The organism is Novosphingobium sp. (genome assembly GCF_036820275.1).
Lineage (GTDB): Bacteria > Pseudomonadota > Alphaproteobacteria > Sphingomonadales > Sphingomonadaceae > Novosphingobium.
Window position 1 is genome coordinate 38488 of the sequence record NZ_DAISLT010000023.1, and the last position, 16555, is coordinate 55042.

Consider the following 16555-nt stretch of genomic DNA (forward strand, 5'->3'; position numbering starts at 1 on the left):
CCGCAGGAGACTTGACTGAGATGACCGAGCGGTTCGATCCGGCTCAGGCGGACACGCGCTGGCAGGCTGCGTGGGACGACGCGCAGTGCTTCAAGGCGGACGACACCTCGTCGAAGCCGCGCAGCTTCGTGCTTGAGATGTTCCCCTATCCTTCGGGACGCATCCATATCGGCCACGTCCGCAACTACACGATGGGCGACGTGCTGGCGCGCTACAAGCGCATGACCGGGCACGAAGTGCTTCATCCGATGGGCTGGGACGCCTTCGGCATGCCCGCCGAGAACGCGGCCATGGAAAAGGGCGTCCATCCCGGCGGCTGGACGCGCGAGAACATCGCCAACATGAAGGCGCAGCTGAAGCGCCTGGGCTTCGCGCTCGACTGGAGCCGCGAGATCGCCACCTGCGAGCCGGAATACTACGGCCACGAGCAGGCGCTGTTCCTCGATCTCTACGCAAACGATCTGGTCTACCGCAAGGAATCGGCGGTGAACTGGGATCCGGTCGACATGACCGTGCTCGCCAACGAGCAGGTGATCGACGGACGCGGCTGGCGCTCGGGCGCGCTGGTGGAGAAGCGCAAGCTCTCCCAGTGGTTCCTCAAGATCACCGACTTTGCCGACGAACTGCTGGAAGGCCTCTCCACGCTCGACAAGTGGCCCGAAAAGGTCCGCACGATGCAGGAGAACTGGATCGGCAAGTCGCAGGGCCTGCAGTTCAAGTTCGATCTCTCGGCTGAAATCGGCGGCATCGGCTCGGTCGAAGTCTACTCGACCCGTCCGGACACCATCTTCGGCGCCAGTTTCGTCGCCGTCGCCGCCGATCACCCGATCGCGCAGGCGGTTGCTGTCGGCCGTCCCGAGGTCGAAGAATTCATCGCGCTGTGCAAGCAGGGCGGCACCACCGCGGCCGAACTGGAAACGGCGGAGAAGCTGGGCTTCGACACCGGAGTCAGGGCGAAGCACCCGTTCACGGGCGCGGAACTGCCGGTCTACATCGCCAACTTCGTGCTGATGGACTACGGCACTGGCGCGGTCATGGCCGTTCCCGGCCACGACCAGCGCGATTTCGAGTTCGCCACCAAGTACGGGCTGCCGATCCTGCGCGTCGTCGCGGCGAGCGAAGCCGATGCCGACAAGCCGTTCGACGGCGAGTCCGAAGCCGGTGACGGCGTCTGCGTCCACTCCGACTTCCTCAACGGCATGGCCGTGAAGGATGCCAAGGCTGCCGTGATCGCGCGCGCCGAGGCCGAAGGCTGGGGCGAGGGCAAGACCGTGTGGCGCCTGCGCGACTGGGGCGTTTCGCGCCAGCGCTACTGGGGCACGCCGATCCCGTTCATCCACTGCGAGGTTTGCGGCGTGGTGCCGGTGCCCAAGAAGCACCTGCCGGTCACGCTTCCCGAGGACGTCGATTTCACGACCCCCGGCAACCCGCTGGTGCGTCATCCGACCTGGAAGCATGTCGATTGCCCGCAGTGCGGCCATGCCGCGCGCCGCGAGACCGACACGCTCGACACTTTCGTCGACAGCTCGTGGTACTTCCTGCGCTTCGCCAGCCAGCCGGAGGATCGCCCGTTCGATCCGGCCAAGATCGCCGAATGGCTGCCGGTAGAGCAATACATCGGCGGCATCGAGCATGCGATCCTGCACTTGCTCTATGCCCGCTTCTGGACGCGCGCTCTGGCCCGCATCGGCAAGATCGAGGTGAAGGAACCCTTCGCCAGCCTGTTCACGCAGGGCATGGTCACGCACGAGACCTATTTCCGCATCAACGATGCCAACGGCCAGCCGATCTACTTCTCGCCCGGCGAGATCGAGCGCGGCGCGGAAACCGCCACGCTCAAGGCCGATGGCGCCCCGGTCGAGATCGGCCGCGTCATCAAGATGTCGAAGTCGAAGAAGAACGTCGTCGACCCCGACGAGATCGTCGCGACCTACGGTGCCGACGCGATCCGCTGGTTCATGCTGTCGGACAGCCCGCCGGAACGCGACCTGCCGTGGTCGGAAGCCGGTATCGAGGGCTGTGGCCGCTTCGTGCAGCGCCTGTGGCGCCTGTTCGCCCAGTACGACGCTGCGGCGACCGGCGAAGACAAGGCGATCGACCGCAAGGCCCACCAGACGGTGGCCGCTGTCGCTTCGGACATCGAATCGCTGGGCTTCAACAAGGCCGTGGCGCGCATCTACGAACTGACCGGCGCGGTCGAGAAGGCGGCCCCTTCGGCCAGCCGCTCGAACGCGATCCGCACGGTTCTGCTGCTCGTCTCGCCGATGATGCCGCACCTTGCCGAAGAAGCCTTCGCTACCTTCGGCGAAGGTCTGGTCGCGCAGGCGGCATGGCCCGAAGTCGATCCGGCGCTGCTGGTCGAGGACGAAGTGACCGTCGCGGTCCAGGTGAAGGGCAAGCTGCGCGACACCCTGACCGTGGCCAAGGGCACGTCGAAGGAAGAGCTTGAAGCGCTTGCCCTTGCCAGCGAGAAAGTGCAGCGTGCACTGGATGGAGCCGAGGTGAGGAAAGTGATCGTCGTGCCCGACCGCCTGGTCAATCTCGTCGCGTGAAGCGTTTCCTGCGCCTCTTCGGCCCCGCCCTGATGGGTGCCGCGCTGCTGTCCGGTTGCGGCCTCAAGCCGATGTATGCGGGCGGCGGCAGCGGTGCCGTGGCACAGGGCCTTAAGGGCGTGCAGGTTGCGGCGATCGAGGGGCGTGCGGGCTGGCTGGTCCGCAACGCCATCGTCGACCAGCTCGGCGCGGACAAGGGCGGCACGGCGCCGCGCTACCGCCTCGACATTCGCCTCGACGACAAGCTCGAAGGGTTCGCGCTGCTCTCCGACGATACCATCGGCCGCGAGCGCCGGACCCTGCGCGCGCGCTACCAGCTGGTGGACCTGTCGAGCAACGAGACCGTGCTCGACGCCACTGCCGGTTCGGACGCGGGCATCGACGTCGTGTCTTCCGACTATGCGACGATCGCGGGCGAGCAGACCGCATTGGAAAACATGTCGAAGGACGTGGCCACCCGCATCGTCAACGCCGTGGCGCTGCGCCTGCGCGGCGACACCAAGCAGTGATGCCGATGCGAGTCTCGGGCCGGATCGTGGCAACGTGAAAGCCACCCAGAAGGATTTCGGCGGCCTTGCAGCCCGCGCCGCACAGCAGGCGCGGGTTTTCTTCTTTTGCGGGCCTGATGAGGCCGGTGCCAGCGATGCGGCGGCCAGGATCGTCTCCTTCCTCGCCGACCCCGGCGAGCGGGTCGAGATCGCCGGTTCGGAGCTGCGCCGAGACCCGGTGAAGCTGGGCGACGAGGCGCGATCCAACTCGCTGTTCGGCGGCACCTCACGCCACATCTGGATTCGTGCCCAGGGCGACGAGGCCCACGATGCGGTCCAGATCCTGCTCGAAAGCGATGTCGATGCCTGCCCGGTCCTGATCGTGGCGACCGGGGCCACGGACAAGTCGCGCACGGCCAAGCTGCTTGCCGCCCGGCCGGACGGCTTGGTGGCGATGTTCTACCCGCCGGACCTTGCGGCGGTGACCGGCGCCGTGCGGACGATGGCCAACGGTGCCGGACTCAAGATGGGCAGCGATCTCGCCCAGCGAATCGCGCGGGCCTCGGGCCTCGATACACGGCTGGCGCGCTCGGAAGTGACGAAGCTGGCGCTCTATCTCGATGCCAGCGCGGAAACGCCCCGCGCGGTGTCGAGCGCCGATCTCGACGCCGTTGGGGCGGCGACCGAGGACGACGATTTCGGCCCGCTGGTAGACGCGGTGCTGGGCGGCAAGCGCGAGGCGATCGGGCCTGAACTCAAGCGCCTGCGCGATCAGGGCATCAATGCCGTCGGCCTGCTCCTGGCTTTCGAGCGCCGCGCGGCGCAACTGGCCGGCCTCAATTCCCGGCTCGGAAGGGGCGGGGACCCCGCAGCCCTGATCGAATCGGAAGCGGCCGCCCGCCGAATTTTCTGGAAGGACAAACCAGCCCTCGGGGTGCAATTGCGTATCTGGCGTGGTAATCGTCTCGAACGCCTGGTGGCCCGTCTTATTGCGATGCACCAATCGCTGCTGGCCAATAGCCAGGACGCCGACCTTCTGCTGGCCGAAGGGTTAGTCGAAATAGCCAGAATTTCTACGTTCGATGGCAAACAACGGATAAAAAGAACAGCTTAACTGAATCGGCTTTCCTGCACGGATGGAATGATCATAAGTGCATTCGTCTACCGCAGTGCAGCACGGACATCGAATCCGTGGCTGTGGCGATAGACGGAAGAGGGGATCCGGGGGGCATGAGTTCGACAATCGGGAGTGTTGAACGCATGAATGCGCCATTTGCAGTTACGACCCAAGCCGTTCAGCGCTCCGAGGCAGACGAACTTCTCGTCGCACCTTCGCTCGAACGCCGACGGCTTCAATGTTATCTTGCCTTGCTCGTGGGGGACCTCGTGGCCCTTCTGGCAGGCTTTGCGCTTGCCGGCTGGCTTTACGACAGCGGCCAGGGAATGGAGATGGCACTCGTCTACGGACAGGTGCTGTTGCCGATCTTCCTGACGCTGGCGTTGTACAACGCCGCCTATTCAACCGACGCGCTTCGCGACGGCTGGCGGGGCATTTTCCGAGCGGAAGTCTCGATGGTGGTGGCGGTCGTCGTCGTCGTCTTCGTGCAGTTCCTCATGAAGTCCTCGGCAGACCTGTCTCGCGGTGCCTTCAGCGGCGGGGTGATCTGCGCCATGGCGCTGATCGCCTGGTCGCGGCTCCAGCTTCGCAGCTTCGTGCAATGGCGCTGCGGTGCCAATGTCATCAATGAGCTCATCATCGACGATGGCGGGCCTCAGCTGCGCATGCCCGGCGCGATCCGCGTCTCGGCGGCGGCCATGGGGCTGCGTCCGAATCTCAAGGACCCCGATTCGCTCGATCGCGTGGGCCTGGTCCTGCGCAATATCGACCGGGTGGTGGTGAGCTGCCCCGCCGACCGCCGTGCCGAATGGGCCATGGTGCTCAAGGGGGCCAATGTCGACGGCGAAGTGCTCGACGACGAAGTGGCCCGTCTCGGCGCGCAGGGTGCCCGGGTGACCGGCCAGCACGGGCTGTTGCTCGTCTCGGCCGGGCCGCTGGGAATTCGCGAGCGTGCGATCAAGCGCATCTTCGACGTCGCATTTTCCGGCGGCGCGATCCTCGCGCTCTCGCCGTTGCTGCTGGTCGTGGCCCTCGCGGTCAAGCTTCAGGACGGCGGGCCGGTGTTCTTCGTCCAGCGCCGCATGGGCCGGGGCAACACCTTCTTCAACATGTACAAGTTCCGCAGCATGACGCAGGCCCTCTGCGACACCAACGGGAACGTCTCGGCCTCGAAGGGCGACCAGCGCATCACCCGCGTCGGCCGCTTCATCCGCGGCACTAGCATCGACGAGTTGCCGCAGCTCTTCAACGTGCTGCTGGGTGATATGAGCCTTGTCGGGCCGCGTCCCCATGCCACCGGCTCGCTGGCGGGCGACAAGCTGTTCTGGGAAGTCGACCGCCGCTACTGGCAGCGGCACAGCCTCAAGCCGGGTCTGAGCGGACTGGCCCAGGTGCGCGGCTATCGCGGTGCCACCGACCAGGAATCGGATCTCATCAACCGCCTCCAGTCCGATCTGGAGTATCTGGAAGGCTGGACCATCATGCGCGACCTGCACATCATGTTCCTGACCGCGCGGGTACTCGTTCACGACAAGGCGTTCTGATCGAGGCGGGGCCTGTCCCGAAGGCCGCCCAAAACGAAAAAGGCCGGTTACGACGAGGTGTCGTAACCGGCCTTTTTCGTTTCCTCCGGAGAGGGTCCGGGATCAGTTCTTCTTCTTGGGGACGTTGAACGTGCCCTTCACCCGGCCGCCCGAGGCCGAGGAGACGCCGCTCTTGAGGTCCATTACGAAACGTCCGCCGCGCAGGGTATCGCCGGTGCCGCGCTTGAGCGTGGCATTGCCGACCATCGTCACGATGCGCTGGTTGAGATCGTAGATCGCGGTATCGCCGGTGGCGACCTGATCCTGGCGGGTCACGACGACATTGCCGCTGGCGGTGATGCGCTGGACCTGGGTCTGGTCGCCCTTGATGAAGTCGATCACCGTGCGGGCACCGCGCAGGCGCAGGTCGGCCTGGGTGATGTCGACATTGCCGGTCAGCACGACGCGGTTCTGCTTGTCCTGGAGTTCGATGCGGTCGGCACCGAAATCGACGGGCGCGTCGGAGTTATGACCCGAGATCGCCTGGGCGCCGAGCTGCTGCCCGGCGACGATCAGGGCGAGTCCGGCCACCGGCACTGCGAGGGCGATGCGGAACTTGCGGGATTCAAACAAGCGGGGGGTCATTGCGGCATCCTCAGCTTGCCGGGCGTGATGCGCATCCGGGCATGGCCTTCGAGTGTAACGGTGCGGGTGTCGAGATCGGCGTGCATCGCATCGGCCTTGAAGGTGCCCGAGGGCACGGTGCCCTGGACGCCGCCCGATGCGACCGCCGTCTTCTGCTTGATGTCGACGTCGACCTTGCTGGTGGTCATCGTATAGCCGTCGGACGACTTGAAGTTGACCGGGCCGTCGACCGCCATCGTGTCGTTGTCGAAATTGTAGGCGCCGCGCGGCGCTACGATATCGGCGGGGCCGTCACGCAGGGCCATCTGGGCGACGAGCTTCTGCATCTCGACGATCGGAATCTCGGGCGAGCGCTGGACGGCGGTGCCCGCCGTCACCACGAAGTCGCGGCCCTGGTTGTCCTGTCCGCGATAGGCGGCGTCCGCCACGGCGATACGCTCGCCGGTCGTCGCCACCTTGTTGCGGTCCAGCAGGAAGCTGATCTCCCCGCGCGGGGAGAGCGGAACCAGGATCATGACGGCCGCGACAAGGCCGATGCCCGCGGGCAGGACCTTGGCGAGAATCGCCACCATGCGATCGTGCGAGCCGCCGGGCGCGGCAAAGTGCCGGCGGCGGTTGCGGACCTGGTTGGCTTCGACCGACATGCCTGGTTACGCTCCGATCAGGCGGCTTCGTGGCTGAAGATATCGTGGTCCGGCCAGCCGGCCAGATCGAGCCGGGCGCGGGCGGGCAGGAAGTCGAAACAGGCCTGGGCGATCTCGGTGCGGTTCTCGCGGGCGAGGCGCACGACGAGAATCTGGTGCATCGCGTGAAGGTAGCGCACGTCCGAGGCGGCATATTCCTTCTGCGGCTCGGTCAGTTCGGCTGCGCCCCAGTCGCTCGACTGCTGCTGCTTCGACACTTCCTTGCCGAGCAGTTCGCGCACGAGGTCCTTGAGCCCGTGACGATCGGTGTAGGTGCGGGTCAGCTTGCTGGCGATCTTGGTGCAGAACACCGGCGCGGCGGTGACGCCGAGATAGTGCTCGATCGCCGCCAGATCGAATCGCGCGAAGTGATAGAGCTTCAGCCGGGCCGGATCGGCCAGCACCGCCTTCAGGTTCGGCGCGGCAAAGTCGCTGCCGGGCGCAAAGCGAACGAGATGCTCGTCGCCTTGTCCGTCGGAAATCTGGACCACGCAAAGGCGGTCGCGCGGGGTGATCAAACCCATCGTCTCGGTGTCGACGGCAACGGGTCCCGGCGCAAGCACGCCTTCGGGGAGATCTTCTTCGTGGAGATAGACAGCCATGGTCCTAAAATGCTTAGGGACTGGGCCTCGGTTTCGCAAATGGTTTAGGCGGGAGTAGGGCTCGAATGGACGTCTCGGGATCGCTTCAGGGTGTACCGCCGTCGTGGCAACCGGCTCTGGGGCCCGTGCTCGATTCCCCGCAATCGCGCCAGCTCGGCGGTTGGCTCAAGGCCGAGGAAGCGGCCGGCAAGCGGATCTATCCGCCGCGCGGCACGCGGCTGCGGGCGCTGGAGCTGACTCCGCTCGATCAGGTCCGCGTCGTCATCCTCGGGCAGGACCCCTATCATGGGCCGGGACAGGCGCATGGTCTGTCGTTTTCGGTGACGGAAGGCGTGAAAGTGCCGCCCTCGCTGGTCAACATCTACAAGGAGCTGGCGACCGACTGCGGCGTGACCCCGCCCGGGCACGGCAATCTCGAACACTGGGCGCGGCAGGGTGTGCTCCTGCTCAACAATGCGCTGACGGTGGAAGAGGCGCAGGCCGGCTCGCACCAGAACAAGGGCTGGGAAGCGATCACCGATGCCGCCGTCGCGGCAGTCGCGGCCAAGACGGAGCCTTGCGTGTTCCTGCTATGGGGCAGTCACGCTCAGAAAAAGGCGATGCGGGTGCCGGGCCTGGCTTCGAGCCATCACCTGGTGCTGACGGCGCCGCATCCCAGCCCGCTGTCGGCCCATCGCGGCTTCCTGGGTTGCCGTCATTTCAGCAAGGCGAACGAATTCCTGGAAGCGAACGGCCGCGGCCGGATCGACTGGTAGTTCCTCCCTTGAGAGGGAGGAATGAGTCATCCCGAAGCGCCCGGGATCGCCTCGCCCATCAGATAGTGGCTCATCGTTCCGCTGAGGCCCATGTCGCCGAAGGCGGCGCGGAAACGTGCGAAAGCGTCCAGTCCGCGCGCTGCGTCATGTGCTTCCATGGAAGTCCAGACGACGTTGAAGGTGAATTTCGACGGGTTCTCCACCCCGCGCCCGAAGCGGATCGAGACGACGCCGTCGCAGGCGGCCAGATCGGTCAGCCCGGATTCGTGCATGGCTGCGGCGAAGCCGTCCTCGGCGCCGGGACGCACTTCGATTTCCGCGATTTCCAGCAGCATTCGCTTGTTCTCCCTCTCGCCGACAGAATCCCGAAGCGGGGAGCACCGGTCAACGGCGGGACCTCAGGGATCGCCGGGGCGAGGGCGCAAACGAAAAGGGGCGCTCCTTGCGGGAGCGCCCCTTCCGATATCGATTCAGACCCGGCTCAGCGCGGCAGTTCGGAAGCGCCCATGAGTGCTTCGTCCACTGCGCGGGCGCACTGGCGGCCTTCGCGGATCGCCCAGACCACCAGCGACTGGCCGCGGCGCATGTCGCCGCACGAGTAGATCGCGGGGTCGCTGGTGCGGTAGTCGACCATGGTGGCCTTGACGTTGCCGCGCGCGTCCAGCGTGACGCCCGACTGGTCGAGCATGCCGGCCTTGCGCGGGCCGACGAAGCCCATGGCGAGCAGGATGAGGTCGGCCTGGAGCGTGAACTCGCTGCCTTCCACTTCCTGCATCCTGCCGTCCTTCCACTCGACGCGGACGCATTCGAGGGCGCGGACGTCGTTGTCGCCGACGACGCGCTTGGTCAGTACGGCCCAGTCGCGATCGACGCCTTCCTCGTGGCTCGACGAGGTGCGCAGCTTGAGCGGCCAGTTCGGCCAGGACATCGCCTTGTTCTCATGCAGCGGCGGCTTGGGCATGATTTCGAGCTGGGTGACCGAAGCGGCGCCCTGGCGGTTCGAGGTGCCCACGCAGTCCGAACCGGTGTCGCCGCCGCCGATGACGATGACGTGCTTGCCGGTGGCCGAAAGCGTGCCGCGCGGGGCGGCGCGCAGCTCGTCGTCGCCTGCGTTGCGCTTGTTCTGCTGGGTCAGGAATTCCATCGCGAAGCGCACGCCGGGCAGTTCGAAGCCCGGAATGTTCAGCGGACGGGGATCCTCGGCGCCGCCTGCAAAGACGACGGTGTCGAAGTTTTCCTTCAGCGAGGCGACCGACACGGTCACGCCCACTTCGGTGGAGGTGCGGAATTCCACGCCTTCCGCCATCATCTGCACGAGACGGCGGTTGATGAGGTGCTTTTCCATCTTGAAGTCGGGGATGCCGTAGCGAAGCAGTCCGCCGACGCGGTCGTTCTTTTCGAACACCGTCACCGAGTGACCGGCGCGGGCAAGCTGCTGCGCGCAGGCCATGCCCGCCGGGCCGGAACCGACCACGGCCACCGACTTGCCGGTCTTCTTCTCGGCAGGCTTGGGCGTGATCCAGCCTTCCTGCCAGCCCTTGTCGACGATCGCGCATTCGATCGACTTGATGGTGACGGGCTGGTCCACGATGTTCAGGGTGCAGGCCGCCTCGCACGGGGCGGGGCAGATGCGGCCGGTGAACTCGGGGAAGTTATTGGTCGAGTGGAGGACTTCCAGCGCGTTGCGGAAGTCGTCCTCATAGACCAGGTGGTTCCAGTCCGGGATGATGTTGTTGACCGGACAGCCGGTGTGGCAGTGCGGCACGCCGCAGTTCATGCAACGCGAAGCCTGGTCCTTGAGCGCCTGCGGCGCCAGCGGGACGACGAACTCGTTGTAGTTCTTGAGGCGCTCCTTGGCATCGCCATAGGTGCGGTCCTGGCGGTCCAGTTCGAGGAAGCCGGTTTCCTTGCCCATCTTACTAATTCCCGATCTTATTCTGCTGCGACCGAAGCGGCTTCGAGGCGCTCGGCCTCCTGCTGGCGCAGAGCCTTCGCGTAGTCGCGCGGCATCACCTTGACGAACTTGCCCAGCGCGTTCGACCAGTCGTCGAGCAGTGCGCGGGCCCGCTTCGAGCCGGTGTGCAGGTGGTGGCGTTCGAGCAGGATGCGCAGGCGCTCCGCATCGTGGCGCAGCATGTCGCCCATGCCGAGGTCGCGGACCGAGACGGTACGCTGCTGCGGACGCCCGGTGCCCTCTTCCTCGCCGGCTTCCGGCGAGATGCGGATGAGATCGACCATCGCCGGGTTCACCAGCCTGTCGAACTCGCCGTCCTCGTCGTAGACGTAGGCGATGCCGCCGGACATGCCCGCCGCGAAGTTGCGGCCGGTCTTGCCGAGCACCATCACGACGCCGCCGGTCATGTATTCGCAGCCGTGGTCGCCGCAGCCTTCGACGACCGCGATCGCGCCCGAGTTGCGGACCGCGAAGCGCTCGCCGCCGACACCGTTGAAGAACGCCTCGCCGGAGATCGCGCCATAGAGCACGGTGTTGCCGACGATGATGTTCTTGAGCGGATCGCGGTTCACATGGCCGGGCTGGCGCACGATCACGCGGCCGCCGGACAGGCCCTTGCCGACATAGTCGTTGGCATCGCCGGTCAGGTCGAGCGTGACGCCGTGGGCAAGCCAGGCGGCGAAGCTCTGGCCGGCAACGCCGGTGAGCTTCACGTTGATGGTGTTGTCGGGCAGGCCGTCATGGCCGTAGCGACGGGCCACTTCACCCGAGAGCATCGCGCCGACCGTGCGGTTGACGTTGATGACGCTCTTTTCGAGGCGCACCGGCTGGCGGTTGTCCAGCGCATCGGCGGCGCCCGCGATCAGCGCGTTGTCGAGCGCGTTTTCGAGGCCGTGGTCCTGCACTTCGCTCCAGCCCAGCGAGGGGCTGTCGCCCAGCGGGGCCTGGTAGAGCACCTTGGACAGATCGACGCCCTTGGCCTTCCAGTGCGAGATCGCCTTCTTCATGTCGAGCTTGTCCACCCGGCCGACCATTTCGGCGATCGTGCGGAAGCCCAGCTGGGCCATGATCGCGCGCAGTTCCTCGGCGACGAAGAAGAAGTAGTTGACCACATGCTCGGGCTGGCCGGTGAAGCGGGCGCGCAGGACGGGGTCCTGGGTGGCGACGCCGACCGGGCAGGTGTTGAGGTGGCACTTGCGCATCATGATGCAGCCCGCCGCGATCAGCGGGGCAGTGGCGAAGCCGAACTCTTCCGCGCCGAGCAGCGCGGCCACGGCCACGTCACGGCCGGTACGCAGGCCGCCATCGGCCTGGACCACCACGCGGCTGCGGAGGTTGTTGAGCAGCAGGGTCTGCTGGGTTTCGGCGAGACCGATTTCCCAGGGTGAACCCGCGTGCGTCAGCGAGGTCAGCGGCGAAGCGCCGGTGCCGCCTTCGTAGCCCGAGATCGTGATGTGGTCCGCGCGCGCCTTGGAGACGCCCGCGGCAACCGTGCCGACGCCCACTTCGGACACCAGCTTCACCGAGACGCGGCTGGTCGGGTTCACGTTCTTGAGATCGTGAATGAGCTGCGCGATGTCTTCGATCGAGTAGATGTCGTGGTGCGGCGGCGGCGAGATCAGGCCGACGCCCGGCGTCGAGTGACGGGTGGCGCCGATGGTCTTGTCCACCTTGTCACCCGGCAGCTGGCCGCCTTCGCCGGGCTTGGCGCCCTGGGCCATCTTGATCTGGATGTCGTCGGCATTGACCAGGTACTCGGTGGTCACGCCGAAGCGGCCCGAGGCGACCTGCTTGATCGACGAACGCATGGTGTCGCCGTTCGGCAGGGGCTTGAAGCGCGAGGGATCCTCGCCGCCTTCGCCGGTGTTCGACTTGCCGCCGATGCGGTTCATCGCCAGCGCCAGCGTGGTGTGCGCTTCCCACGAGATCGAGCCATAGCTCATCGCGCCGGTGGCGAAGCGCTTCACGATCTCGCTGGCGGGTTCCACCTCGGAGATGTGGATCGCCTGGCTGGGCGCGAAGTCCATCAGGCCGCGGATGGTGAGCATCCGGGTCGACTGGTCGTTGATGGTGCGGGCGAATTCCTCGTACTTGGCGGGGATATTGCCGCGAACCGCGTGCTGGAGCGCGCCGATGTTCTCGGAGGTCCAGGCATGTTCCTCGCCGCGCACGCGTGCACCGTAGATGCCGCCGACGTCGAGCATGTTGGCGTAGATCGGGTTGTCGCCGTAGGCAGCGTTGTGGCGCTGCACGGTTTCCGCCGCGATTTCGGCCAGTCCCGCGCCCTCGATCGAGGTGGCGGTGCCGGTGAAGTACTTGTCCACGAACGCGGTCGAAAGGCCGACGGCGTCGAAGATCTGGGCGCCGCAGTACGACTGGTAGGTCGAGATGCCCATCTTGGACATGACCTTACGGATGCCCTTGCCGATGGCGTAGACGTAGTTCTTCGCCGCCTGCTCCGCCGTCACCGGCAGGTTCTTGCGAACGCGCACGGCTTCGATGGTTTCGAGCGCCAGATAGGGGTTGATCGCTTCCGCGCCGTAGCCGGCCAGAGCGCAGAAGTGATGCACTTCGCGCGCTTCGCCGGTTTCCACGACGAGGCCGGTCTGCATGCGCAGGCCCTGGCGGACGAGGTGGTGGTGGACGGCGGCCGTTGCCAGCAGCGCCGGCATCGGGATGCGGTCCGGGCCCTGGGCGCGGTCGGACAGGACGAGAATGTTCTTGTCCGCCAGCACCGCTTCTGTCGCGGCCCAGCACATTTCCTTGATCGCCATCTCCAGCCCTTCGACGCCCGAAGCGGCATCCCAGGTCATGTCGATGGTCTCGGTGCGGAAGGCGCCGTCGAGCGCGGCTTCCACCGAGCGGATCTTGGCGAGGCCAAGGTCGGTCAGGATCGGCTGGCTGACTTCCAGGCGCTTGTGGCTGCCTGCGTCATGGCCGAGCAGGTTCGGGCGCGGGCCGATCATGGTGACCAGGCTCATCACCAGTTCCTCGCGGATCGGGTCGATCGGCGGGTTGGTGACCTGCGCGAAGTTCTGCTTGAAGTAGTCGTAGAGCAGGCGCGCCTTGTTCGACAGCACCGGGATCGGCGTGTCGGTGCCCATCGAGCCGAGCGGGTCGTCGGCATTGACGGCCATCGGTTCGAGGAAGCGGCTGACGTCTTCCTGCGTGTAGCCGAAGGCCTGCTGGCGATCGAGCAGGGTGCCGGTCGGCTGGGGCAGCTCGGCCAGTTCCGGTTCGATCACGTCGAGATCGGCCAGCTTGTACTGCGCCTGCTCAAGCCACTTTTCGTAGGGCTCTTCGTTGGCGAGCTGGGTCTTGATCTCTTCGTCTTCGATGATGCGGCCCTGCTCGAAGTCGATCAGGAGCATCTTGCCGGGCTGGAGGCGCCACTTGCGGACGATGTTGTCTTCCTTGATCGGAAGCACGCCCGATTCGGAAGCCATGACGCAGATGTCGTCATCGGTGACGAGGAAGCGTGCGGGGCGCAGACCGTTACGGTCGAGCGTGGCGCCGATCTGGCGGCCGTCGGTGAAGGCCACGGCGGCCGGGCCGTCCCACGGCTCCATCAGCGCGGCGTGATATTCGTAGAACGCGCGGCGTTCCGGCGTCATCAGTGCGTTGCCCGCCCATGCCTCGGGGATGAGCATCATCATCGCGTGGACGAGCGGATAGCCGCCGGCCAGCAGCAGCTCGAGCGCGTTGTCGAGGCAGGCGGTGTCCGACTGGCCGTGCGGGATCAGCGGCCACATCTTGTCGAGATCGGCGCCGAGCAGCTCCGATTCCATGGTGCGGCGGCGCGCGTTCATCCAGTTCACGTTGCCGCGAACGGTGTTGATCTCGCCGTTGTGGGCCATGAAGCGGAACGGGTGCGCCAGCTTCCAGCTCGGGAAGGTGTTGGTCGAGAACCGCTGGTGGACGAGGCCGAGTGCCGAGACGAACTCGGGGTTGCGCAGGTCGTCGTAGAACGAGCCGACCTGGGTCGCCAGCAGCAGGCCCTTGTAGACGATCGTGCGGCTGGAGAAGCTCGGCATGTAGAGCTCGGTCAGGCCGGGCAGGTCGTGCTTTTCGGCCATGGCCTTGAGCGGGTTCTGCGTCTGCTTGCGGATCGCCAGGATCTTGCGCTCGAAAGCGTCCTGGTCCGCGCAGTTCTCGCCGCGGCCGACGAAGCACTGGCGGATCACCGGCATCGATTCGATCACGGTCTTGCCGAGGCCGTCGAGCGTGACGGGCACGTCGCGCCAGCCGATCAGGTGCTGGCCTTCCTTGGCGATGAACTTCTCGAACGTCTGCGTGATCAGGTCGCGGCTGGCGGCGTCCTGCGGCAGGAAGCACATGGCGACGGCATAGTCGCCGGCCTTGGGCAGTTCGACGCCGGTGGCGGCAGCCCAGCTGCGGAACAGGGTGTCGGGAAGCTGCGTCAGGATTCCTGCGCCGTCGCCCAGCAGGGGGTCGGCGCCCACCGCACCGCGGTGGTCAATATTTTTCAGGATTTCCAGCGCCTGAGTAATGATTGCATGCGTTTTCTGGCCTTTGATATGGGCTACGAAACCCACACCACAAGCATCGTGTTCATTACGCGCATCATAAAGGCCCTGGGGCTTAGGAAATCCCATCGATAAAAACCCATCCTGTCATTTTTTGCCGGGGACCTTTCGTCGCGCCCGCCGCGCACGAATCGTGCGGCAGCAAGGTGCGTCATGGTGGTCCCAAGCGCCCCCATGACGATTACGGGACGCTTTTGCAATGGCGAAGGCAGGGGGTTGCGCAAAATTTAGTGCGTGTGCGCGGTAAAAAAGGGAATTTTGTTATGCGAGAATGGGTCTCAATTGCGTGAAACGCATTCTCGCAGGGCAAGGGGCCGGTTTCAGGCGGCCCCGCTCATCCGCTGGAGCGTGGCCAGAGCAGCACGCAGGGCCTTCTCGGTTTCGCCGGGATCGGAGCGAGCAGGCGGATCGAACGGGCGGGCGCCGCTTCCTTCCGGGATGGCTGCCGAAGCGTCATCGGCGACCTCGGTTGTCCGGTCATCATCGCCGAGCCGGACGAAGCTCTGCCGGGGTGCCTGACGCGAGAGGTTGAGGAGCGAGGAATAGCCCTTGGCAAGGACGGTTTCTTCCTCGTCATCCTCCGGCGTTTCGTCATAGTCGAAACCCTCGGAAAGCGTGTCGAAGGCTGCGTACTGGCCGCGATCCTCGGCTTCGTTCTCCGGTTCGCCTGCGATCTCTTCCCCCGACAGGATGGGCGCCTGCGGCAGGATCGCAACCGGATTGGTCAGCGCCAGACTGATGTGGCGGGGCGGGACATAGCCGGGCAGGGCATCGTCGTCTTCGTCATGGCCGAAGGCGTCGAAGCCGATGGGGCGTAAGGCAGCGGGAATGGGGGCAGCGGAAATCGGAGTCGGAATTTCCGCTTTCGCCGAAGGTTCGCTATCCTGCCGATCGAAGTCCTGCACGTCCGGCACCGATCGCAGCGGAGCCACAAAGGGCGATACCGAAGCGAGGCGCGGAAGCGGGGAGTCAGCCAGGCTCTCGGCGGGAAGAACGACGGCTTCGGCGCTTGGCTGTGCGGGGGCGGCAGAGATAGCCGTTTCATCCAAAACGGGCTGATCTTCCGATACGGTGTCGGTCGCGGCAGAAGCGGCGGCACGGAGGCGGCGCTGCCGCTCCATGGCCAGCGCGAGACGCTCCAGCAGTTCGACTTGCGACAGGTCTTCGAGGTCCGCCCCGGCAATCCGTTCCGCAGCCTGAAGGCGTTCCTCGGATGCGGCGGTCTCTTCAAGGGGATCGGCTCCCCTGTCGGTCCCCATGCCCGCATCCGGGCCGGAGAAGAGCGGCTGGATTTCCGGCGCCTCGGCCGGTTCGCCCATTGCGCGCGAGTAGGCTTCGAACAGGCGATTGCTCAGGGCTTCGGGTGCCGGTGCGGGCGTTGACGGCTCGGAAACCTCTTCGTGCGCGGCACCCCAGCGGGCGGGGGAGAAGCTGTGCATGTCCTGGCGCGGCTCCAGCCATTCGGGAATGCGGCCGAAGGGGCCGTGTTCGTCCGTTTCGGCGGAAACGATGGTCTGGGGGGCGGCTTCCTCTGCCGCGGCAGACCACTCGGCCGCAACCGCTTCCGGCGTTTCGAGGCTGCCTGACACTTCCCTGTCGCTTTCGCCGAGATTCGGCTGGCGATAGGATTCCTCGGTGGGAAGCTCCGGGTCGGCAGGGCCGGGGACGTCGATGCCTTCGAGGTCGGAG

11 protein-coding genes and 1 pseudogene are annotated in these 16555 nt (G+C 65.9%); 5 read left to right on the forward strand and 7 right to left on the reverse strand.

Annotation, left to right across the window (positions count from 1 at the left end; genetic code table 11):
* The first annotated feature begins 20 nt into the window (after positions 1–20).
* The 4 genes from leuS (at position 21) to V7066_RS17480 (ending at position 5701) form a co-directional block, all read left to right on the forward strand.
* Positions 21–2552 (forward strand): leucine--tRNA ligase, encoded by a 2532-nt coding sequence (gene leuS / locus V7066_RS17465; protein WP_334184260.1) that lies wholly within the window; start codon positions 21–23, stop codon positions 2550–2552.
* Positions 2549–3061 (forward strand): LPS assembly lipoprotein LptE, encoded by a 513-nt coding sequence (gene lptE, locus V7066_RS17470; protein WP_442947342.1) that lies wholly within the window; start codon positions 2549–2551, stop codon positions 3059–3061. Before leuS ends, lptE begins: the two co-directional genes overlap by 4 nt.
* 34 nt (positions 3062–3095) lie before the next feature.
* The gene (gene holA, locus V7066_RS17475; RefSeq protein ID WP_334184261.1) at positions 3096–4154 is read left to right on the forward strand and encodes a DNA polymerase III subunit delta; all 1059 of its coding nucleotides are present in this window, start codon (positions 3096–3098) and stop codon (positions 4152–4154) included.
* A gap of 146 nt (positions 4155–4300) precedes the next feature.
* Positions 4301–5701 carry a sugar transferase gene (locus tag V7066_RS17480; RefSeq protein WP_334184262.1) on the forward strand — a complete coding sequence of 467 codons (1401 nt, stop codon included), beginning with the start codon at positions 4301–4303 and terminating at the stop codon, positions 5699–5701.
* Between the two features lie 102 nt (positions 5702–5803).
* Here V7066_RS17480 and V7066_RS17485 read toward each other — a convergent pair whose 3' ends face one another.
* Genes V7066_RS17485 through V7066_RS17495 form a run of 3 tightly spaced genes read right to left on the reverse strand, consistent with a single transcriptional unit; the run spans position 5804 to position 7610 of the window.
* Positions 5804–6325: an LptA/OstA family protein gene (locus V7066_RS17485; RefSeq protein WP_334184263.1), complete on the reverse strand. Its 522-nt coding sequence runs from the start codon at positions 6323–6325 to the stop codon at positions 5804–5806.
* Entirely contained in the window at positions 6322–6969 is a 648-nt protein-coding gene (gene lptC / locus V7066_RS17490) for an LPS export ABC transporter periplasmic protein LptC (RefSeq protein WP_334184264.1), read from the reverse strand. The genes V7066_RS17485 and lptC overlap by 4 nt, the downstream gene beginning before the upstream one ends.
* 17 nt (positions 6970–6986) lie before the next feature.
* Positions 6987–7610, reverse strand: a complete 624-nt coding sequence (locus V7066_RS17495) for a ribonuclease D (RefSeq protein WP_334184265.1) — start codon at positions 7608–7610, stop codon at positions 6987–6989.
* A 65-nt stretch (positions 7611–7675) separates the two neighbouring features.
* Between V7066_RS17495 and V7066_RS17500 the strand changes: the two genes are divergently transcribed.
* Positions 7676–8365 (forward strand): uracil-DNA glycosylase, encoded by a 690-nt coding sequence (locus V7066_RS17500; protein ID WP_334184266.1) that lies wholly within the window; start codon positions 7676–7678, stop codon positions 8363–8365.
* Between the two features lie 26 nt (positions 8366–8391).
* Here V7066_RS17500 and V7066_RS17505 read toward each other — a convergent pair whose 3' ends face one another.
* From V7066_RS17505 to V7066_RS17520, 4 genes and pseudogenes are all read right to left on the reverse strand, one after another.
* Entirely contained in the window at positions 8392–8700 is a 309-nt protein-coding gene (locus V7066_RS17505; RefSeq protein ID WP_334184267.1) for a putative quinol monooxygenase, read from the reverse strand.
* A 146-nt stretch (positions 8701–8846) separates the two neighbouring features.
* Complete coding sequence (locus V7066_RS17510) at positions 8847–10280, reverse strand: glutamate synthase subunit beta (protein WP_334184268.1); 1434 nt, start codon at positions 10278–10280, stop codon at positions 8847–8849.
* Between the two features lie 17 nt (positions 10281–10297).
* A complete protein-coding gene (gltB, locus tag V7066_RS17515) occupies positions 10298–14935 on the reverse strand; it encodes a glutamate synthase large subunit (protein ID WP_334184269.1) in 4638 nt (1545 codons plus the stop codon).
* A gap of 251 nt (positions 14936–15186) precedes the next feature.
* Positions 15187–16555 (reverse strand): annotated as a pseudogene (locus V7066_RS17520) (hypothetical protein); the annotation flags it as partial.